The sequence below is a fragment of the Gordonibacter sp. RACS_AR68 genome (genome assembly GCF_030418485.1).
Classification (GTDB): Bacteria; Actinomycetota; Coriobacteriia; order Coriobacteriales; family Eggerthellaceae; genus Gordonibacter; species Gordonibacter urolithinfaciens.
On sequence record NZ_JAIPUP010000002.1, the window covers coordinates 226,986 to 247,477 of the forward strand.

Here is a 20,492-nt window from a genome sequence, read left to right on the forward strand (position 1 = left end):
GAGCTTTTCCTTCCGCTACTGGTAGCGCAGCGACTCCACCGGGTCGAGCTTGGCGGCGCGGCGCGCCGGGTAGTAGCCGAACACGATGCCGATGAGCACGCACACGGCCACGGCGCCGAACACCACGCCCGGCGCGAGCACCGGCGTGACGGTCATGCCCGCCTGCACCGCCCCGATCACCTGGCCCAAGCCCCACGCCGCCAAGAAGCCGAACACGATGCCGAACGCGCCGCCGGCCACGCACAGCATGATGGCCTCGAGCAAGAACTGCTTCGTTATGTCGCGACGGCGCGCGCCGAGCGACTTGCGCAGGCCTATCTCGCGTATGCGCTCGGTGACGTTCGTCAGCATCATGTTCATGATGCCGATGCCGCCCACGAACAGCGAGATCGACGCTACCGACCCCATGAGCAGCGAAAACGACGTCATCATCGTCTCCATCTGCTTGATGACGGCATCGAGCGACGACACGTACACGTTTTCGGGCTCCAGGTTGAAGTACTGCGCCACGAAGGTTTGGGTCGTCTCGACGAGACGGTCCATGTCGGTGCCCTCGCGCGCGAAGCCGACGATCTGCTGGATGCCCCCCGTGTTGCCGATGCGCGTCTCCGCCGTGGTGTAGGGCGCGTAGAACGTCCCGCCCCCGCCCATGAACGTCGAGGTCTCCAGCACGCCGATCACCGTGTAGTCGTCGTTGCCGAGGCGCACCGTCTTGCCCACCGCCTCGGTGTCGGGAACGCCGAGCATCTGCACGGCCATCTCGCCGCCGCCCATCACCACGAGCCGCGCGGCGTTCTGCTCTTCGCTCTCGGTGAAGAAGCGGCCCTCCTTGAGCTTCGTCCCGTTCGCCGTGAAGTACTCGGGGCGGGCGCCGATGATGCTCGCGTAGTTCTTCTGCCCGTCGGCCGTCGAGACCTCGGCCGATGCGTACGACGCGCCGGTAATGACCTCGTACTCCGGCATGCCCTGCGCGAGCTTGTCCAGGTCGTCGAACGTGATGCCCTGCGGCGAGTAGGCGCTGATGGACACCTGGCGCGCCTGGGAAAGCCCCATCTCGCCCATGAGCATGTTCTGCACGCCCGCGATGAGCGAGGTCATGGCGATGACGGCCGCGATGCCGATGACGATGCCGAGGATGGTGAGCAGCGAGCGGCCCTTGTTCGCGGACAGCGCGTGCCAGGTTTCGTAGAACAGGTCTCCGATCCTCATGCGCACTCCCCTTCGTACAGCCGCCCGTCGCGAATGTGCACCACGCGGTCGGCATGGGCGGCTACGTCGGGCTCGTGCGTGATGAGCACGATGGTCTTGCCCGCATCCCGCAGACGCTTGAACGTGTTCAGCACCATGTCGCCCGTGGCGGTGTCGAGGTTGCCCGTGGGCTCGTCGGCCAGGATGAGGGCCGGGTCATTCACGAGGGCGCGCGCGATGGCGACGCGTTGCATCTGGCCGCCGGACAGCTCGTTGCTGCGGTGGTCGTACAGCCGCTCGTCGAGCGACACGCTGCGCAGCGCCGCATGGGCGCGCAGCTCGCGCTCCTTGCGCGGGCAGGCCGTGTAGATGAGCGGCAGCACCACGTTGCGCAGCACGGTGGCGCGCGGCAGCAGGTTGAACGACTGGAACACGAAGCCGAGGCGCGTGGCGCGTATCTCGGCGAGCTCGTCGTCGCGATAGTCGGCCACGTCGACGCCCTCGAGGAGGTAACGCCCGCGCGTGGGCGTGTCGAGACAGCCCAGCAGGTTCATGAGCGTGGACTTGCCCGAACCCGACGGGCCCATGATGGCGAGGAACTCGCCCTGCGCCACCGTCAGCGACACGCCGCGCAGGGCGTGCGTGTAGCCCGAAGCGCTCTCGTAGATGCGGTGCAGGTCGACGGCTTCAACCACGTTGGCCATGGCGCTACCCCACCATGACGCTGCCGGCGGAGTCGGCCGCGGCCATGCCGCCGGCCTCCATGCCCATGTCGCCCGACGCGCGGCCCGCGCCTCCGCTCACGACCACCTCGTCGCCGGCCTTCACCTGGCCCCTCACGACGGACGTGAGACCATCCGACGCGACGACCTCCACCTCGCGCACGTCCATCTCCTGCGTCTCGGGGTCGGTGAGCACCATCACGAAGTTACCGCCCGCGCCGTCGGACTGCACGGCCGAGATGGGCACCATGAGCGCGTTGTCGATGGTGGTCGTGGTGATGGCGGCCTTGGCGGTCATGCCGGGCTTGAGGCGCGGGTCGGGCTCGGCGATGAGCAGTTTCACCGCGTACGTGACGGCGCCGCCCATGCCGCCGTACATGGCGCCGCCCGACGGGTCGCCGGAGCCGGCCGACGTGGTGGCGATGCTCACCACGGTGGCGGGCAGCGTGAGGTCGGGGGCGGCGGTGAACGTGACTTCGGCGGTCTGGTCGGCGCTGATCTTGAGGATGTCGATCTCGTTCACGTTGATGGAGACGGTCATCTGCGACAGGTCGGCGATCTGCACGGGCGAGGTCGCGGCGCTCGCCGTGGCCCCGAGCGCCTTGCCGGGCTCGATGTTCACCGCGACGACGCTGCCGGCGATGGAGGCGGTCACCGTGCGCTTGGCGGCGCGCGCGACGGCCTCGTCGTAAGCGCTCTGCGCGTTCTGCAGCGCGAGGTTCGCGTTGCTTAAGGCGAGTTCGGCCGACCTGATGGCGGAATCCGCGCTGGACTCGTCGAAGGACGCCTGCTCGCCGGCGAACGACCCGGCCGCCGCTCCCCCGGCCTCCTTGGCGGCCGCCGCGGCTGCTTGCGCTTGGGCTTGCGCGTTCGCGGCCGCCTGCTGGCCGGCGGACTTGGCGTGGTAGGCGTCGTTCACGGCGTTCTGGGCTTGGGCCACGCCGTTCCTGGCCTCCTCGATCCCCTGGGCCGCCTGGTTCACCGCTTTGTCCAATTCGTCGTTGACCACGGTGAACAGCGTCTGGCCCTCTTCCACCGCATCGCCTTCGGCCACGAGCACCTCGCCCACGATGCCGTCCACCTCGGGCGTGGCGCTCACCGACGCGACGGGTTGCAGGTTGCCGGAGGCCGACACCGTCTCGACGAAGGTGCCCTGCTCCACGAAGCCGGTCTGCGGGGCCATGTTCTGCAACGCCTTGGCCGCCTGGTCGGCCGTGTACCATGCGAACGCGCCGCCCGCGACGGCGAGCACCGCCACGGTCGATGCGACGCCGATGATGATCTTGCGCTTGCGCTGCTTCTTGCGCTTCGCCTTGAGGTCGTTGAACGCCCGCATGTCAGCGAGCGCCTCGGCGTCGACCAGGTCCGCGGGACCCAACGGGTCGGTTGAGCCGGGGACGTTGGCATGCGGGATGCCGGCGAGCGCGGCGGTCGCGCCGGGGGCCGCCTGCGGCGCGGGCTCGGCGGCGGGCATCGCGGGGGCGGCGGGCGCCGCAGGAACGATGCGCGCGGAGGCGTCCTCGCCCGCCGCTGCGCCGATGGGATGCGCGGACACCGGCGCCGCTGCCCTGCCGTCGCTCCAGGATGCGCGCTCGTCCGCGCCGTCTCCCCGCCGGTTGCGTCGCAGTGCCATCATGAACCTCCCGTGTGAAGAAGCGATCAGTCCCCAAGGCATCGAGCATAAGCCTCTCCGTTTCAGCATACGGTGCGGAAGAGGAAAAGGGAAGCCGAATTGGGCGGGTATGCACCGAGCCGTCGAAACCACATATTCCTCAAACTGCGGTTGAGGCGAGCGGGCGGGCGACCCTTTGCGCGGCCGCGGGCAATGCGATACCCTAGCAGGGAAAGGCGCGGGCGGAAGGATGGTGTCATGGGCGATTTCTCGGAGCGGGTGTTCGCGGTGGTGCGGCAGGTGCCGCACGGCAAAGTAGCATCGTACGGGCAGGTGGCGCGCCTGATAGGCGCTCCGCGGTCGGCCCGCTACGTGGGCTACGCGCTGCACGCGAACCCCGACCCGGGCGCCGAGGTGAACCACATCCCCTGCCATCGCATCGTGTTCAAGGACGGAGGCCTGTGCCGCGGCTACGCCTTCGGCGGCCCCGACGTGCAGCGCGAGATGCTGGAAGAGGAGGGCGTCACGTTCTCCGATGACGAGCACGTGGACATGGGCGCCTGCCAATGGGACGGCCGGCTGGACTCCGACGGAGGCGATGGGAACGTGCCGCTGGCGCCTCCCCCCGACTTCGACTGGGAACGCGAGCTGGGCGACTGACGGAGCAGGCACCGCGCCGATTGGGCCCGTCGGCGTGACGCGCGGGCGTCGACGGCACGCGGGCGGGAACGCGCGACGCGCGCCCTCGAGCGCGGCAGGCGAACGGGAGCGCCCGGAACGGACGCTCCGCGAAAGGAGCGGCATGGAGCAGGGCAAGGTGCAGGTGTACACGGGCGACGGCAAGGGCAAGACCACGGCCGCCGCCGGGCTGGCCCTGCGCGCGGCGGGCGAGGGCCTGCGCGTGTACTTCGGGCAGTTCATGAAGCACGGCGAGACCGGCGAGGTCAGCGCGTTCAGGGCGATGCCCCAGTCGGGCGCGCCGGTGACGACCGAGCAGTTCGGCACGGGCGACGAGCTGTCCGCCCCCGACCCGCTGCGCGACGCGCAGGCGGCCTGCGACGGCCTAGCCCGCACAATCAAGGCCATGAACAGCGGAAACTACGATGTCGTGGTTCTCGACGAGGCGAACGTGGCCGATTCGCTCGGCTACTTCGAACCGGGCGCCCTGCTGGACGCCATCCGCGAGAAGCCCGAGGGGGTCGAGCTCGTCGTCACGGGCCGCGGCGCCAGCGACGAGGTCATGGCCGCAGCCGACCTCGTGACCGAGATGCGCGAGGTGAAGCACTATTACCATGACGGCGTTCCCGCGCGGCGCGGCATCGAGTTCTAGCAGGCGACGTCGCCCGCCACCGCCTGGGCCACGCGCAGGCCGTCGCAGGCGGCGCTCATGATGCCGCCGGCATAGCCGGCACCCTCGCCGCAGGGGTAGAGGCCGCTGCCGCAGGGCTCGCCGGCGACGGACGGGCGCGAACCGGAAGCCGCATCGCCGGCCGTGCGCCGGGCGCTTGCAGCCCCGACGCCGCCGCGTTGCGCAGCCGCGGCCCCGCTGCCCGCCATCACGGCCTGCAGACCCTCGTCGCGCACGATGCGCACGGGGCTGGAGCTACGCGTCTCCACGCCGGTCATGACGGCGTCGGCATCGGCGAAGCCGTGCATCCTTGCGTCGAGGAGCGGCAGCGCCTCGGCCAGCGCGTCGGCCACGAACGGCGGCAGGCAGTCCCGCAGGTCGCACCACGCCACGCCACGCGCGTACGTGGGGCGCACCGCGGCGCTCGGACCGCCCGCACGGCCGGCCAGGAAGTCGCCCACCGTCTGCGCGGGGGCCTGGTACGGCGCGCCGCCGGCCGCCACGGCCGCCTCGTAGGCCGCCCGCTCCATGCGGCGCTGCAGCTCCACGCCCGCCAGCGGGTGGTCGCTCCCGAAGTCCTCCGGCCCCACGCCCACCAGCAGCGCGCTGTTCGCGTTCTCGCCGTCGCGCGCGAAGCGGCTCATGCCGTTCACCACCACGCCGCCCGCCTCGCTGGCCGCGCACACCACCTGCCCGCCCGGGCACATGCAGAACGTGTACACGCCGCGGCCCTCGCCGCCTGCGCCGCCGCCGCGGCTCCTGCCGAAGCCGCCGTCGGACCCTGCGTCCTCGCCCCCTCGCGCGGGCAGGTGCACCGCCAGCTTGTAGTCGGCCGCGCCGAGCGCCGGGTGCGCGGCGGCCACTCCGTACTGGGCCTCGTCCACGGAGCGCTGGAGGTGCTCGATGCGCACGCCCACCGAGAACGGCTTCTGCTCCAGCGCCAAGCCCGCCTCGTGCACGAGCTCGAACGTGTCGCGCGCGGAGTGCCCGCATGCCAGCACGACGCGCCGCGCCGGCATGCGCTCTGTGCGGCCCGTGCGCACGTCCCGCGCCTCCGCCTCGACAAGCGCGCCGTCCTCGAACCGCAGGCCCGCGAGCTGCGCGTTGAACCGCACCTCGCCGCCCGCCGCGATTATCTGGCCGCGCAGCCGCCGCACCACGTCAACCAGCAGGTCGGTCCCGATGTGGGGCTTTGCCTGCCAGAGTATCTCCTCGGGCGCGCCTGCGTCCACGAACCACCGCAGCACGTGCGGCGCGAGCGGGTTCTTGATGTTCGTGGTGAGCTTGCCGTCCGAGAACGTGCCGGCCCCGCCCTCGCCGAACTGGATGTTCGTGTGCGGGTCCAGGTCGCCGCCCGCATCGAACGCGGCCACGGCGGCCAAGCGCTCGTCCACGTCGCCGCCGCGCTCCAGCACGAGCGGTCGCAGCCCGGCTCGCGCCAGGTAGAGCGCGCAGAACAGCCCCGCCGGCCCCGCACCCACCACCACCGGGCGCGGCTCCGCCCCGGCGGCGGCCCCCGCGCGCGGCACCGCGAGCGGCTCGTAGGGGACGCGGCGCTTGACGTGCGTGCCCTTCGCGGCGCCCGCCCCACCGCGGGCCTGCGCCGCCGCGAGCGCACGGTCCTCGGCCGCCGCGTCCGCCAGCTCCACGCCAAGGGCGGCCACGAAGCGCACGTCGCGCTTCTTGCGCGCGTCCACGCTGCGCTTGAGCACGCGCACCGCCGCCACCTCGGCCGCCGGCACGCCCAGCGCCTGGGCCGCCGCCTCGCGCACGAGCCGTTCGCCCGCCGCACCCGGCAGCCCTGCGTCGAGCGGCAGCCTCATGTTGGACACCTCGAGCATGCGCTACCCCCCCCCCTATCGTCCCTCGTCCTGCGCCACGTCATCGGGGCCCATCAGCCGCGCGGCGGCAGCGCGCCCTGCCAGGATGCCGCTCGCCCAGGCCCAGTGCAGGTTGTAGCCGCCGCAGGGGGCATCGACGTCCAGCGCCTCGCCCACCACGTGCAGCCCGGGCACGGCGCGGGCCTCCAGCGTGCGCGGGTCGAACGCGGCCACGTCCGCGCCGCCGCGCCGCACCTGGCATTGGCGCTCGTCGCCTATGCCGCGCACCTCCAGCGGGAACGCCTTGAGCGCGGCGGCCAGCGCCGGCACATCGCGCTTGGCGAGGGGCGCCCTGGGCGCAAGCCCCGCCTCCTCCAGCACGGCGCGCGCCACCGCTGGCAGCAGCATGCCGCGCAGGAACGCCTCGCGCGAAAGCGGGCGGCCGTCGGTCGAAAGGCGCCTGCGGCGCGCATGCAGGAAACCCGCGCAGTCTCCTTCGGGCATCTGCGGCAGCAGGTCCACGAGCAGCCGGTCGCCCGGCTCGGCAAAGCGCGACAGGTTGAACACCGCGATGCCCGACACGCCGTAGTCGCGGAACAGCAGCTCGCCCGCCTCGCGCGCCTTGGGCGCGCCGTCGGGCCCCGCAAGCGTCACGGCGCAGCGCACGCGCAGGTTGTTCAGGTGCCTCACCACGTCGGTGGCGGTGCGCAGCGGGCCGAGCACCGGGCGCGCGGCGGCAAAGCCGATGCCCTCCGGCAGCAGCTCGCGCACCGTCCGGCCGCCGGTGGCGAGCACCACGGCGTCGGCATGCCCCACCGTCCCGTCGGCGAAGCGGATGTTAAAGCGACCGCCCGGACGATCGGGCACGTCAAGCCGCACGGCGCGCCGCCCGCACGCCTCCCGCACGCCGAAGTCCGCCGCAGCCGCCCGCAGCACGTCGAGCACGCTCGTCGCCTTGTTGGCCAGCGGGTAGAGCCGCCCTTCGCCCTCCTCGCGCCACACGAGCCCCAAGTCTTCGAAGAACGCATGCACCGGGTCCGAGCCGGCCGTCAACGCGCCGAGCGCCGAGCCCACGAACGCCGCGTTGCGGTAGGCTCCCGCATCGATGCGCGCGTTCGAGAAGTTGCACCGCCCATTGCCCGTGGCCAGGATGGAGCGCCCCACCCGCTCGTCGGCCTCGTACACCGTCACGTCGCCGGGAACGCCGAGCATGCGCAGCTCGCGGGCAGCCGTCACGGCCGCCGCCAGCCCCGCCGCCCCGCCGCCAATGATCGCCAACCGGCCCATGAGCCCACCGCTTCCCTTCCTCGCTTCCTTCGCCCGCCATCATACCGCAACGCCGCAGCAGGAAGAACGCCGCTCACGCCGTCGCCACATGAGGCGCCGGCAGGAAGCGGCGCAGGGCCTCGGCGTTTCCGGCCGTCGGGGCACCGGTCTGCGCCGTTCCGCCCAGCAGGGCACCGTTTACGCCCAGCGGGCGAGCCTGGCCTCGTGCCAGCGGCCGAACACGCCGTACAGCCAGTGGAACAGCGCCGACGCCGCAACGGCGCAGACGGCGAGCAGCACGGCCATAGGCACGGTGAACGGCTCGATGCCGAATAGCCCGTGCAGCAGCGTGGCGCCCAGCACGGTGCCGCCCACCACCACGACCAGAAGCGCGGTGCGGATGGGCGTGAACGGCACGGACAGCCGGATGATGAGCATGACGCCCACCCAGGCCGTGAGCAGCACGCACAGCGTTGACACCTGGCCGTAGTCCAGCCCCAGCGCCAGGCGGCCCACCGCGTTCACGGCCAGCACGCCCAGCACCGCGCACACGGCGCCGGGGATGGACTTCACGATGACGTTCTCCAGGAAGCGGCCGCGTATGCGCTCCTTGTTGGGCTCGAGCGCCAGCACGAACGACGGGATGCCGATGGTGAATGCGCTGATGAGCGTCATCTGGATGGGCTGGAACGGGTACTGCCACGGCAGCAGCACGAACAGCACCGCCAGCGTCATGGACAAAAGCGTCTTCACCAAGAACAGCGACGCCGAGCGCTGGAGGTTGTTGATGGAGCGCCGCCCCTCGGCCACCACCTTCGGCATGCTGGCGAAGTCGTTGTCCACGAGCACGAGCTGGGCCACGTTGCGCGCCGCGTCCGAGCCGGCCGCCATGGCGACCGAGCAGTCAGCCTGCTTGAGGGCCAGCGTATCGTTCACGCCGTCGCCGGTCATGGCCACCACATGGCCCTGCTCCTGCAACGCCACGACGAACTGCTTCTTCTGCTCGGGCTTCACGCGGCCGAAAACGTGGTAGCGACGCAAGGCGTCGGCCACCTGCTCGGGAGTCTCGAGCGTCGTGGCGTCCACGTACTCTTCCGCGCCCTCGACGCCCACCTGGGCCGCAATGCCCGCCACCGTGCGCGGGTCGTCGCCGGAGATGACGTTCACGGAAACGCCCTGGTCCTTGAAATAGCCGATCGTCTGGGCGGCCGTGGCACGTATCTGGTCGTGGATGCACACGAACCCGAGCAGCGCCGGCGCGCCCACGATGGCGCCGTCGGGGTCGAAGCCCTCCACGCGCGCCACGGCGAGCACGCGCGCCGTGGCGGCCAGCTCGCCCGCCTGCTCCTCGAACGCGTCGAACGCGTCTCCCATCACGAACCTGCCGGCACCCATGACGTAGGCGCGGCCTTCGAAGGCCGCGCCCGACCACTTCTTATCGGAGGAGAACGGCACCGTGCGCATGGGCGCGAGCGGGCGCACGGCGGGGCGCGCAGCATAGTACGCGGCGACGGCCTGCGCCGTCTCGTTCGGGTCGTCGTCCGCCGCGGCGAGCGAGGCCAGCGCCACGTCGAGTTCGGCCGCGTATCCGGCACTCCGCGGCGAGGCGGGAACCGCCCCCACGCCGCCGCCCCCCGACGCCGCCATGTCCGCCGCGGCACCCCCGGACGCGCCATCGCCCGGAGCACCGTCCGCGCCCGCCCTCTTCACGCCAGCATCCGCCGCACCCGCGCCTGCAACCGGCACCACGGCCGCCACCTCCATGGCCCCCGTGGTGATGGTGCCCGTCTTGTCCAGGCAGAGCGTGTCCACGCGCGCAAGCGTCTCGATGCAGTAGAGCTGCTGCACCAGCACCTTGCTCTTGGCCAGGCGCACCACGGCCACCGCCAGCACCGTGGACGTGAGCAGGATGAGCCCTTCGGGGATCATGCCCACGAGCGCCGCCACCGTTGACAGGATGGCCTGGTTCAGCGCCACCTCCTCGCCGCTGAAGAACATGCGCGCGAACAGCAACGCTCCCACGGGGAAGATGACGCAGCTCACGAACTTGATGATGCCGTTCAAGCTGTTCATGATCTCGGAGTTGACCTTCTTGTGCTGCTTGGCCTCGGCGCTGATCTTCGCCGCGTAGTTCTCGTGGCCCACGTGCACCACCCGGGCGCACACGGTGCCGGCATTCACGAACGAACCGCTCATGAGCTCGGCGCCGGAAGCCTTCTTTATGAGGTTGCTCTCGCCGGTGAGCAGGCTCTCGTTCACGTCGGCCTCGCCGGACACCACCACGGCGTCGGCCGGCACCTGGTCACCGCGGCCGAGCACCACCACGTCGTCGCGCACGATGTCATGCAACGCCACCTGGGTGCGCGCGCCGTTGCGGATGACCGTGGCGTGCGAGCCCGCCACGATGCTCAAACGGTCGGTGGTGATCTTCGAGCGGATCTCCTGCACGATGCCTATCACGACATTGCACACGATGACGATCATGAACAGCATGTTCTTGTACGAACCGGTGAGCAGCACGAACGCCGCCAAGATCACGTTGATGGCGTTGAACAGCGTGCAGACGTTCTCCCGCACGATCTGGCCCACGGAGCGCGTCTTCACGTCCACGTCGGCGTTCACGTCGCCGCGCGCCATGCGCTCGGCCACCTCCGCGGCGGTCAGTCCCCAGGGTTCGTCGGCCATGTTCTGCTCCTGCTTTCTTGCTCGTCCAGCAGACGGCCCGTTCGGGAAGCCGCCCGCCTGCTTGCGCCCATTCTACGGCACCTCCACGCGAAACGGCCTCCGCTTCGCTGGGAAGGGAGGCCGTTCACGCGAAACCCTCAAACGCCTGCGGCGCCTGCCGGAAACAGGGGCGCCCGCAGATGCGCCCGACCGGCAGGGGCGCACGCTGCGCCATGGGCCGGCAACCGCCCTCGCCGACGAGGCTGGCCGGCTGCCACGTTCTCGGGCACCGGGCTCCCACGCCCCGCAGGCGCAGCAGCCCCGAGCCCCCGCCGCGTCGCGCGCCGCCTATGCCTGCTTCTTCACCTGCGCAGACAGGTACAGGCAGACGGCGATGATCACCAGGCTGACGAGCGACCACGGGTTGAACGAGCCCTGCGCGATGGACATGCCCAGGCTCACGAGCCCCAGCACGAGCCCTATGATGCACAGCACGAAGAACGGCCCCACCTTGCGCGGGTTCTTGGCGCCGCGCAGGCCCAGCAAGCCGATGATCAAGTCGATGACGCCGCCGGCGATGGTGCCGGCGCCCAGCGCCGCGGCCATGACGTTGGCCGCCTGCGCGGTGCCGTCCACATCGACGGTCTCGCCGACCAGAAACGAGCCGCCCGCCACCATGAAGATGCCGAAGGCCGCCATGGCCACGGCATAGATGATAAGGAGGACGGAAACGACCTTCAAGGCCTTCTGAGAACCGGACATGCTGGACTTCCTTTCCGAAACGCGAGTAGGGTTCCCTGTCCCGGAATGGCACGACGGCCGGCCGGTGGGCAGGGCGCGCGACGTCCCCTCTCGGCCGGCGCGCTGCAAGGCGCTTCGATTATAAGATGAGGGAGGACGACCGCTCGCCCTCCCTCCGTGATTCAGCATATCATTGAACGTGCCGGCCCGACGGCCCGCGATCTGCGCCGCGGGCTACTTCGATTCCAGCACGGGGATGGGCGTCTCGTCCACCTCGTCCAGGTTCTTGTCCCACACGTAATGCTTCGTCTCCCGGGCGATCAGGCCCGACAGCATGAGCACCACGATGATGTTAGGCACTGCCATGAGCGCGTTCGTGATGTCCGAGATGGTCCACACCAAGTCGCCGATGCCGATGGCGCCCAGGAACGCCACGATGACATAGAGCACCTGGTAGGGGCGCACGGCATGCTTGCCGAACAGGTACGCGGCGCAACGGTTGCCGTAGTACGACCAGCCGAGGATCGTGGAGTACGCGAACAGGATCATGCCGATGACCAGGATGGGCGTGCCCACGTAGGGAATGGACGCGAAGGCGGCGCTCGTCAGGTCGGCGCCGGCTTTGATCTGCCCGGACTCCAGGATGCCGGGATTCGCGATGAGCGTGGACACCAGCACGATGCCCGTGAGCGCGCAGATGACCACGGTGTCCCAGAACGTGCCGGTCATGGACACGAGCGCCTGGCGCGCCGGGTTGCGCGTGGAGGCCGCCGAGGCCACGATGGGCGCCGAGCCCAGGCCCGACTCGTTGGAGAACAGGCCGCGCGCGCAGCCGAACTGCAGGGCCATCATGATGCCGCTGCCCACCGCGCCCCCGAACGCCGCCTTCGGCGTGAAGGCGCACTCGAAGATGAGGCAGATGGCGGGCCATACGTACTCCCAGTTCATGCCGATGATGACGATGCAACCCCACGCGTAGGCGATGGCCATGAAAGGCACGAGCTTCTCGCACACCTTCGAGATGACCTTCACGCCGCCGAAGATGACGATGGACACCATGATGACGATGGCCAGGCCGATGCCCCATGCGGGAATGCCCGGGAAGTTCGACGTGATGATGCCCGTCATGGCGCTGGACTGCACGGCCGAGCCGATGCCGAACGACGCGACGGTGGCGAACAGCGCGAACGCGCCGGCGCCCAGCAGGCCCCACCACGGCGTCTTGCCGTCCTTCTCGAAGGCGCGGCGCCACGCGTACATCGCGCCGCCGAGCATGTTGCCGTTGTGGTCCTTCACGCGGTACTTCACCGCGGCGAACGTCTCGGAGTACTTCGTGGCCATGCCGAACACGCCGGTGAGCCACATCCACAGCACGGCGCCGGGCCCGCCCGCCAGGATGGCGGTGGCCACGCCCACGATGTTGCCCGTGCCGATGGTGGCCGACAGCGCCGTGCACAGCGCGCCGAACTGGCTGATGTCGCCCGGGGCGTCCGGGTCCTTCGTCACCGACAGCTTGATGGCCGTGGGCAGCTTGCGCTGGATGAAGCCCGTGCGGAACGTCAGGAACAGGTGCGACCCCAGAAGGATCACGATCATCGGCGGACCCCACACGAACGCGTCGATGTCGGTGATGAGCTGGACGATGTCCATTGGCAACCTCTTTTCTGCTGGTGAATCCCCCTCGCGCAGTGCCGTTGCCGAAACAGATTCCGTCTCCGGGAAGCCCTGGCAATTCGATGAAGCCGTTTCGGCACGGGCGCTTTCGCGCACTAAAGTGGTTGGATTATAGGTGCAGGATCCGGCAGAATGCGCCGTAAACCGCGAAATTCCCAGCGAGCGGAGCCCCGCCGCCCGGCCGCGGCCGACGCGCGGGTGCGGGGAGCGGCAAAGCCCCTCGCGGACACGCCCGGCACCACGGCGTTCAGAAGGCCACGAGCATGACCTGGATGCCGTTGCGCTTGAACAGCGGCTTCATGTATTCCGGGTCGCGCAGCTCGGGCAGCACCTGCTGCAACGCGAAGAACACATCGGCCGAGGGCGCGCGGCTCGCATCCTCGAGCGTGTAGATGGCCCGCTCCGATATCCGCATCCCCGTCTTCTCCTCCACCGCGTCGGAGAGCGCCCGCCCCCGCGTGTATCCGTTCGCCAACCGGGCCGCCTTCAGCAGCACCCCGTACGCCTCCCAATCGATCACGCCGTCTTCCCGAGGCATCTTCTCCGCCCTTCCATTGCACTATCGTGCGAATACGTGTTAGTATCATTTTTGCATTATAGTGCAACTTTGGCGCTTGCCATGGGGAAAAGGGCGTGATAGTATGAGTTCACTTAAAAATGAACTAAAGAATGGATCGGGAAGGAGGCTCATCAAGCGTCGACTGGATGACGGCGTATTCTATTATGTCCTATCCGACGGAAGCAGCACGAGCAGCTTTCTTGACGATTGGCTGAACGACCCACGATCGAGGGGCAAGGCGAAGCGCCTCCTCTCGACGGTGCAGAAAATCACGACAAACGGGCTCGAATGGGCAACGGCCGCCAGGCGCATCCGCCGCATCTCGCCGGAGCTGTACGAGATCAAGAACTTTTCCGGAGCGGCCAGGGTTATGGCGCATATCCGCACGGTTGAGGCAATCGTGATACTCCGGCCGTTTCAAGGGCACAGTGGAACCGGGAGCGTTCCGACCACTCTTATTGCAAGCGCAACCCGGCAACAGCGCCTTGTCGTCGAGTTGCTTGAACAGGAGGAATACGATGGCGATTGAGGAACGCGACGATCGCGCCTTCATGCGGGACTTCCACACGCCGGGCACGCGCGCCTATGACCATGCGCTCGACATCAGCGTCATGATCTGGGAGCTCATGCAGGAGCAGGGGCTCTCGAAGACCGAGCTGGCGCGCCGTATGGGCATATCGAAGTCGCACCTGTCCAACCTGCTGAACACCCAGCCGAACATGACGCTGGAGACCATCGCGAAGTTCGAGCTGGCGCTCGGCGTGGAGTTCAAGTTCAGCTTCGTCCCGGCCCCCGCCCCCCTTGCCGGGACAGCCGTGGAGGACGCCCCGGCATCGAAGCGCGCATAACCGCCGGCATGCGGGGCGGGTGCCGCTACTTGCTCTCCACGACGGGGATGGGGTCCTCGTCCACCTCGTCGAGGCAGCCGTCGTAGACGTAGTGGCGGGTGCCGCGGGCCACGAGGCCCGACAGCAGCAGGATGGCCACGATGTTCGGGATGGCCATGAGCGCGTTGCCGATGTCCGAGACCGTCCACATGACATCGCCCACGCCGATGGCCCCCAAGAACGCCACGGCCACGTACAGCACCTGGTACGGCCTGATGGCGCGCTTGCCGAACAGGTACGTGACGCAGCGGTTGCCGTAGTACGACCAGCCCAGGATCGTGGAGTACGAGAACGCCACCATGCCCAGCACCAGGATGGGCGTGCCGATGTAGGGGATCTTCGAGAACGCGGCGCTGGCCAGCTCGGCGCCCGAGAACAGCGTGGGGTTCGCCAGAACGTCGGCCTGGATGCCGGGGTTCGCTATCATGGTGGACACGAGCACGATGCCCGTGAGCGCGCAGATGACCACGGTGGACCAGAACGTGCCGGTCATGGCGATGAGCGCCTGCTCGGCCGGGTTGCGCGTCTTCGCGGCGGCCGCGATGATGGGCGCCGAGCCCAGGCCCGACTCGTTGGAGAACAGGCCGCGCGCGCAGCCGAACTGCAGCGCCATCATGATGCCGCTGCCCACCGCGCCCCCGAAGGCCGCCTTGCCCGTGAACGCGCACTGGAAGATGAGCGCCACGGCCTCCCCCACCACCGGGGCGTTGAGCGCCAGGATGACCAGGCAGCCGCCCGCGTACGCCACGGCCATGACGGGCACCAGCTTCTCGCACACGTTCGAGATGGTGCGCACGCCGCCGAAGATCACCACCGACACCAGCACGACGATGCCGATGCCGATGGCCCAGGCGGGCACCGGCACGCTCGACGCGATGATGCCCGTCATGGCGGACGCCTGCACGGCCGATCCCGTGCCGATGGTGGCCACGGTGGCGAACGCGGCGAACGCCACGGCGCCCAGCTTCGCCCACCAGGGGGTGCGGCCGTCCTCCTTCTTGAACGCGCGCTCCCACACGTACATGGCGCCGCCGAGCATGTTGCCGGCATGGTCGCGCACGCGGTACTTCACCGAGGCGTACACCTCCACGTACTTCGTGGCGATGCCGAACACGCCGGTGATCCACATCCAGAACACCGCACCCGGCCCGCCCGCCAGGATGGCGGTAGCCACGCCCACGATGGAGCCCGTGCCGATGGTGGCCGCCAGCGCCGTGGCCAGAGCGCCGAAGTTGGAGATGTCGCCCTTGCCCTGGGGGTCCTTGCGGAACGACAGGCGGATGGCCTGCGGCAGCTTGCGCTGGATGAAACCGGTCTTGAAGGTGAGGAAGACATGCGTGCCCAGAAGGAGCACGATCATGGCCGGCCCCCAGACGAACGCGTCGATACTGTTCAGTATTTCAAGCATACGGCGCGGTATTGTACCCGATCGGCGGGCGCCGAGCGCAAAACTGTAGCCGACGCACACATATGGGAAGCCTCATGCCGGCGTGCCCGCGGTTGCCGACCGCTTCGACGTTTCTGTCCGGTCTTTCAGGCACGCTGGTTGCGCGGGGCCGTCGGGGCCGCTACAATGGGCCGCGATGGATTCTGTTTCAGGGCGAGGTGAAATTCCTCACTGGCGGTAATCGGACAGCCGGCGCAAGCCGCGCCAAGCCGAGAGTCCGCGACCCTGCGACGGCGCACGCCGGCCCCGGCCGAGCGCGCCCGGCAGGCTGACACCGGTGAGATTCCGGGACCAACGGTTAAAGTCCGGATGGAAGAGGCAGATATCGCGTCGGCTGCGACCGTTTTGCCGTAAAGGCCGGCCGCGTCCTTGCGAATCACAAGCCCGTATGGCAGGAGTGGAATTCATACGGGCTTGCTTCTTCTCTGCGAGGCGGGAGGCGGACCCGAACAGCCGACGCCCCGCGGAAAGAAGGTCGATCATGGCCGAGAAGGCGCGCAGCGCGCAGAACCTCGAATTCACGAACACGAACAAGTGGGATACCCGCCAGCTGGTGACGATGGCCCTCATGTGCGCTATCGCGGCGTTGCTGTCGTTCATCCAGATCCCGCTCATCCCCGGCGTCACGTTCCTCACCTACGACCCCTCGCTCATGCCGGCCATGGTGTGCGGCTTCGCCTTCGGGCCCGGCGCGGGCATCGCCGTGGGCGCCGTGGCAGCCGTCATCCACGGGCTCATCCTGGGCGAGTGGGTGGGCTCGCTCATGAACATCGTGGCCACGCTGTGCTTCGTGTGGCCGGCGGCCGCCCTCTACCGCCGCAAGCGCACCTTCAAGCGGGGCGTGATCGGCCTGGCTGCGAGCGTGCTGGCGGCCACGGCGGGCGCCATCGCGGCGAACCTGACCATCGGCGTGCTGTTCTGGTACGGCAGCGTGGACGTCATCCTGCCCATGCTGCTGCCCGCCATCGTCCCGTTCAACCTGGTGAAGGGCACGGTGAACGCCGTGCTCACGCTCATCGTGTACAAGGCCGTCTCCAACCTGATAACGCCGAAGAAGTCGCAGGTCAAAGGACATTAGGCCGCATCGTCAACCCGGCCCCCCACGGCACCCAACCGGCCCGTAGGGTCGCAGTAAGGAAGCATATGATTCACTGCACCGACATCGAGTTCACCTACGACGGCGAGCGCTTGGCGCTGGCCGGGGTCGACCTGCACGTGGCGCCCGGCGAGTTCGTCTGCATCTTGGGCGGCAACGGCAGCGGCAAGAGCACCCTGGCGAAGCACCTGAACGCGCTCCTGCTGCCCGACCGGGGCGCCGTGACCGTCGATGGCTACGACACGGCCGAGCCGCGCGACGTCTACCGCATACGCTCCACAGCGGGCATGGTGTTCCAGAACCCCGACGACCAGCTGGTGGCCTCCCTCGTGGAAGACGACGTGGCGTTCGGCCCCGAGAACCTGGGCGTTGAAACGGCCGAGCTGCACCGGCGCGTGCGCGACGCGCTCAAGCAGGTGGGCCTCGTGGGCTTCGAGAAGCATGAGACGAACGCCCTGTCCGGCGGCCAGAAGCAGCGCGTGGCCATCGCGGGGGTGCTCGGCATGCAGCCGAAGATCCTCATACTGGACGAGGCGTCGGCCATGCTCGACCCGCGGGGACGCAAGGGCCTCATGCGCGTGTGCCGCGAGCTGAACGGGCGCGGCATGACCGTGGTCATGATCACCCACTTCATGGAGGAGGCCGCCGCGGCCGACCGCGTGGTGGTGCTCGACCGCGGCAAGGTGGCGTGCAACGGCGCCCCGCGCGACGTGCTCGTGCGCACCGACGTGCTGGCCGGCTTGAACCTGGAGGTCCCCTTCGCCTGCGACCTGTCGCTCAAGCTGCGGGAAGCGGGCGTGGACGTGCCCGTGTGCGTGGAGGAGGCACCGCTCGTGGATGCCGTCGCCGCCGCGCTGCGCGAGGGCCTCCTAACGGAAGGGCCCGCGGGCCCTGCGGCGGACCCGGAGAGCGGGGACGGGGCACCGAACGACAACGCCCTCGGTGCCGCCGAAGAACCCGGGGCAGAGCATCCCCGGGCCGCACTCCAAGACGACGGAGAAGGGCGTCCGCAGCGCTCCGGCCGAAACGGCAAGGGCGCGGGCGCCATCGTGGCGTTCGAGAACGTCTCTTTCACCTACAACCCCGCCAAGGGCAAGCGCGCCGGAAAGGGGAAGCGCCCCCGGGGGCCGCATCCAGACTGGGGCAACGACCCGGACGCCGTATGGGCGCTGCGCGACGTGAGCTTCGCCATCGCGCCGGGCGAGTTCTTCGGCATCGCCGGGCACACGGGCTCCGGCAAGTCCACCCTCATCCAGCACATGAACGGCATCCTGCATCCCACGTGCGGGCGCGTGCTGGTGGAGGGCCGCGACGTGGCCGACAAGGCGCAGGCCGCCCGCGTGCGCGCCGACGTGGGCGTGGTGTTCCAGTACCCCGAGCGCCAGCTGTTCGCCGACACGGTCTACCACGACGTGGCGTTCGGGCCGCGCAACCTGAAGCTCTCCGACGAGGAGGTGGACGCCCGCGTGCGCGAGTCGCTCGCGCTCGTGAACCTGGACTTCGACGAGATCGGGGATGCGAGCCCCTTCGAGTTGTCGGGCGGCCAGCAGCGCCGCGTGGCGTTCGCGGGCGTGCTGGCCATGCGCCCCCGCATCCTCGTGCTCGACGAGCCCGTGGCCGGCCTGGACCCGGCGGCGCGCCGCGACTTCCTGGCGCTCATCGCCGGCCTGCACGCCCAGGGCCGCACCGTGGTCATGATCTCGCACAGCATGGACGACTTGGCCGCGCTCTGCGACCGCGTGCTCGTGCTGAACGAGGGCCGCACGTTCGAGGTTGGCACCCCCGGCGACGTGTTCCTACGCGCCGGCGAGCTCAACGGCATCGGGCTCGGCGTCCCCGCCGCCCAGCGCATGGCGAACGCCCTGCGCGAGCGGGGCCTGCCCCTGCCGGCAGGCGTCCTGTTCGACAGTGCGTCGCTGGCCGACGCGCTAGCCGGGATCGCCGGCAAGGACGCGTGCGGGGGCGCCGACGACGGCATGCGGTCCGGCGGATCCGCCGACGGGAACACAGGCGGGCGGTCCGACGAGGGCGCCGGGCTGCAGGGCGGGGCGGCGCAGCCGCACCTCGGCAGGGCGGGCGGCGCACGATGAACGTGTTCTCCTTCGGCAGCTACTACCCCGGCGAGAGCCCGCTGCACCGCCTGGACCCGCGCGCGAAGCTGCTTTTGGGCTGCGCCTTCATCGTCATCGCGCTCTGCGCCCGCAACGTGGCCGCGCTCGGGGCGGTAGCGGTGTTCGTGGCGGCGCTCTACCTGGCCTCGCGCATTCCGCTCGGCTACGCGGCGCGGTCGCTCGCGCCGCTACTGTTCATCGTAGTGGTGGCGTCCCTTCTGAACCTGTTCGTAAACCAGGAGGGCGCCGTGCTCGTGGAGTGGGCGTTCGTCCGCATCACCGCAGGAGGCGTGGGCGCGTGCCTGTTCATCGCCGCGCGTCTCGTGCTCATCCTGCTGGGCATGAGCCTCATCACCATGACCACCCCCACCCTCGATTTGACCGAGGCACTGGAGAAGTTGCTGTCGCCCTTCGCCCGCTTCGGGCTTCCCGCTCACGAGCTGGGCATGATCATGGGCATCGCCCTGCGGTTCCTGCCGCAGTTCGCCACCGAGCTCGTGACCGTCTACCACGCCCAGATCAGCCGCGGAGCCGGGCTGGACAGCAGCCCCGTGCGCGGCATGCGCATGCTCTCTTCGCTCATGATACCCCTGCTCACCAGCGCGTTCCGCCATGCGGAAACGCTCTCGGCCGCCATGGACGCACGGTGCTACCACGGCGGCGAGGGACGAACCCGCCTGCACCCGCTCAAGCTGTCCGCCCGCGACGGCGTGGCCGCCGGGATGCTGGCGGCGCTGGCCGTGTGCGTGGGCTTGGCGAACATGCTGCCCTGACCGCCGCCGCGTCCGCGGCGCGGCCCCTCCCTGATCGCCCCCAGACCCCCCGCAACCGACCGAACAACCACGATGCCGAAGACCGTGCCGGGCGACCGAGCCCGGAACGCAAAGACCGACCATCGACCATGAAAAAGGAGCACTCCATGACCGGAAACGAGACCGTCCTCCAGTACCTCACCAGCGTGCCCGCGTGGTACCTCGCCACGAGCGTGGACGACCAGCCGCACGTGCGCCCGTTCAGCTTCGCCGCCGAGCAGGACGGCAAGCTGTGGTTCTGCACGGCCACCACCAAGGACGTGTGGGAGGAGCTGCTGGCCAACCAGCGCTTCGAGGCCACGTCGTGGTGGCCCGGCCACGGCTGGCTCATCCTGCGCGGCATCGCAGGGCTTGACGACCGCGTGGGCGATGACATTCGCCAGGCGGGCTACGACCACCTCACCGGCCTGGGCGAGCACTACGACGGGCCCCACGACCCCACGCTCGTGTACTTCTCGGTGGAAGACCCGCAGGCCTGGATCTGCAACCACGACGAGTGGAAGCCGCTGGTTTTCTAGCCCCCTCGGCGCGAACGGGAAGGGCGG

18 protein-coding genes and 1 riboswitch are annotated in these 20,492 nt (G+C 69.6%); of the genes, 8 read left to right on the plus strand and 10 right to left on the minus strand.

What is annotated here, in order from left to right; all coding sequences use genetic code 11:
- Positions 1-15 precede the first annotated feature (15 nt).
- From K9U15_RS05715 to K9U15_RS05725, 3 genes are read right to left on the minus strand one after another with little or no spacing between them, the layout of a single operon-like run.
- Positions 16-1,209: an ABC transporter permease gene (locus K9U15_RS05715; protein WP_123674397.1), complete on the minus strand. Its 1,194-nt coding sequence runs from the start codon at positions 1,207-1,209 to the stop codon at positions 16-18.
- The gene (locus K9U15_RS05720) at positions 1,206-1,892 is read right to left on the minus strand and encodes an ABC transporter ATP-binding protein (RefSeq protein ID WP_123674396.1); all 687 of its coding nucleotides are present in this window, start codon (positions 1,890-1,892) and stop codon (positions 1,206-1,208) included. The genes K9U15_RS05715 and K9U15_RS05720 overlap by 4 nt, the downstream gene beginning before the upstream one ends.
- A 4-nt stretch (positions 1,893-1,896) precedes the next feature.
- Entirely contained in the window at positions 1,897-3,546 is a 1,650-nt protein-coding gene (locus K9U15_RS05725; RefSeq protein WP_301155749.1) for an efflux RND transporter periplasmic adaptor subunit, read from the minus strand.
- A 234-nt stretch (positions 3,547-3,780) separates the two neighbouring features.
- Here K9U15_RS05725 and K9U15_RS05730 point away from each other — a divergent pair, with 234 nt between their 5' ends.
- Positions 3,781-4,182 carry an MGMT family protein gene (locus K9U15_RS05730; RefSeq protein ID WP_087191476.1) on the plus strand — a complete coding sequence of 134 codons (402 nt, stop codon included), beginning with the start codon at positions 3,781-3,783 and terminating at the stop codon, positions 4,180-4,182.
- Positions 4,183-4,324: 142 nt separating this feature from the next.
- The gene (locus K9U15_RS05735) at positions 4,325-4,852 is read left to right on the plus strand and encodes a cob(I)yrinic acid a,c-diamide adenosyltransferase (protein WP_123674395.1); all 528 of its coding nucleotides are present in this window, start codon (positions 4,325-4,327) and stop codon (positions 4,850-4,852) included.
- Here the strand turns inward: K9U15_RS05735 and K9U15_RS05740 are convergent.
- The 6 genes from K9U15_RS05740 to K9U15_RS05765 all read right to left on the minus strand — a co-directional run bounded on the left by K9U15_RS05740 (position 4,849) and on the right by K9U15_RS05765 (position 13,573).
- Complete coding sequence (locus tag K9U15_RS05740) at positions 4,849-6,711, minus strand: NAD(P)/FAD-dependent oxidoreductase (protein ID WP_123674394.1); 1,863 nt, start codon at positions 6,709-6,711, stop codon at positions 4,849-4,851. The genes K9U15_RS05735 and K9U15_RS05740 overlap by 4 nt on opposite strands.
- Positions 6,712-6,726: 15 nt before the next feature.
- Positions 6,727-7,977 carry an aminoacetone oxidase family FAD-binding enzyme gene (locus K9U15_RS05745; protein ID WP_301155750.1) on the minus strand — a complete coding sequence of 417 codons (1,251 nt, stop codon included), beginning with the start codon at positions 7,975-7,977 and terminating at the stop codon, positions 6,727-6,729.
- Between the two features lie 177 nt (positions 7,978-8,154).
- Entirely contained in the window at positions 8,155-10,641 is a 2,487-nt protein-coding gene (locus K9U15_RS05750) for an HAD-IC family P-type ATPase (RefSeq protein ID WP_301155751.1), read from the minus strand.
- 327 nt (positions 10,642-10,968) lie between these two features.
- On the minus strand, positions 10,969-11,382 hold the full coding sequence (locus tag K9U15_RS05755) for a hypothetical protein (RefSeq protein ID WP_087191293.1): 414 nt from the start codon (positions 11,380-11,382) through the stop codon (positions 10,969-10,971).
- A 213-nt stretch (positions 11,383-11,595) separates the two neighbouring features.
- Positions 11,596-13,011: a sodium:alanine symporter family protein gene (locus tag K9U15_RS05760; RefSeq protein ID WP_096228070.1), complete on the minus strand. Its 1,416-nt coding sequence runs from the start codon at positions 13,009-13,011 to the stop codon at positions 11,596-11,598.
- A 271-nt stretch (positions 13,012-13,282) separates the two neighbouring features.
- Entirely contained in the window at positions 13,283-13,573 is a 291-nt protein-coding gene (locus K9U15_RS05765) for a hypothetical protein (RefSeq protein WP_123674665.1), read from the minus strand.
- Between the two features lie 103 nt (positions 13,574-13,676).
- Here K9U15_RS05765 and K9U15_RS05770 point away from each other — a divergent pair, with 103 nt between their 5' ends.
- Together K9U15_RS05770 and K9U15_RS05775 are read left to right on the plus strand one after the other, a co-directional pair.
- Positions 13,677-14,123 carry a hypothetical protein gene (locus K9U15_RS05770; protein WP_123674664.1) on the plus strand — a complete coding sequence of 149 codons (447 nt, stop codon included), beginning with the start codon at positions 13,677-13,679 and terminating at the stop codon, positions 14,121-14,123.
- On the plus strand, positions 14,113-14,442 hold the full coding sequence (locus tag K9U15_RS05775) for a helix-turn-helix transcriptional regulator (RefSeq protein ID WP_123674663.1): 330 nt from the start codon (positions 14,113-14,115) through the stop codon (positions 14,440-14,442). The genes K9U15_RS05770 and K9U15_RS05775 overlap by 11 nt, the downstream gene beginning before the upstream one ends.
- A 25-nt stretch (positions 14,443-14,467) precedes the next feature.
- Here the strand turns inward: K9U15_RS05775 and K9U15_RS05780 are convergent, their stop codons facing one another.
- A complete protein-coding gene (locus K9U15_RS05780; RefSeq protein ID WP_096228068.1) occupies positions 14,468-15,889 on the minus strand; it encodes a sodium:alanine symporter family protein in 1,422 nt (473 codons plus the stop codon).
- Positions 15,890-16,068: 179 nt separating this feature from the next.
- A riboswitch (FMN riboswitch) is annotated at positions 16,069-16,253 on the plus strand.
- A gap of 156 nt (positions 16,254-16,409) precedes the next feature.
- Between K9U15_RS05780 and K9U15_RS05785 the strand changes: the two genes are divergently transcribed.
- The 4 genes from K9U15_RS05785 (at position 16,410) to K9U15_RS05800 (ending at position 20,465) form a co-directional block, all read left to right on the plus strand.
- The gene (locus tag K9U15_RS05785) at positions 16,410-17,006 is read left to right on the plus strand and encodes an ECF transporter S component (RefSeq protein WP_087191299.1); all 597 of its coding nucleotides are present in this window, start codon (positions 16,410-16,412) and stop codon (positions 17,004-17,006) included.
- Positions 17,007-17,071: 65 nt separating this feature from the next.
- On the plus strand, positions 17,072-19,114 hold the full coding sequence (locus K9U15_RS05790) for an energy-coupling factor transporter ATPase (RefSeq protein WP_301155752.1): 2,043 nt from the start codon (positions 17,072-17,074) through the stop codon (positions 19,112-19,114).
- A complete protein-coding gene (locus tag K9U15_RS05795; RefSeq protein ID WP_096228066.1) occupies positions 19,111-19,908 on the plus strand; it encodes an energy-coupling factor transporter transmembrane protein EcfT in 798 nt (265 codons plus the stop codon). Before K9U15_RS05790 ends, K9U15_RS05795 begins: the two co-directional genes overlap by 4 nt.
- A gap of 146 nt (positions 19,909-20,054) precedes the next feature.
- Positions 20,055-20,465, plus strand: coding sequence for a pyridoxamine 5'-phosphate oxidase family protein (locus K9U15_RS05800; protein WP_015539951.1), 411 nt, complete (start codon positions 20,055-20,057; stop codon positions 20,463-20,465).
- Positions 20,466-20,492 lie beyond the last annotated feature (27 nt).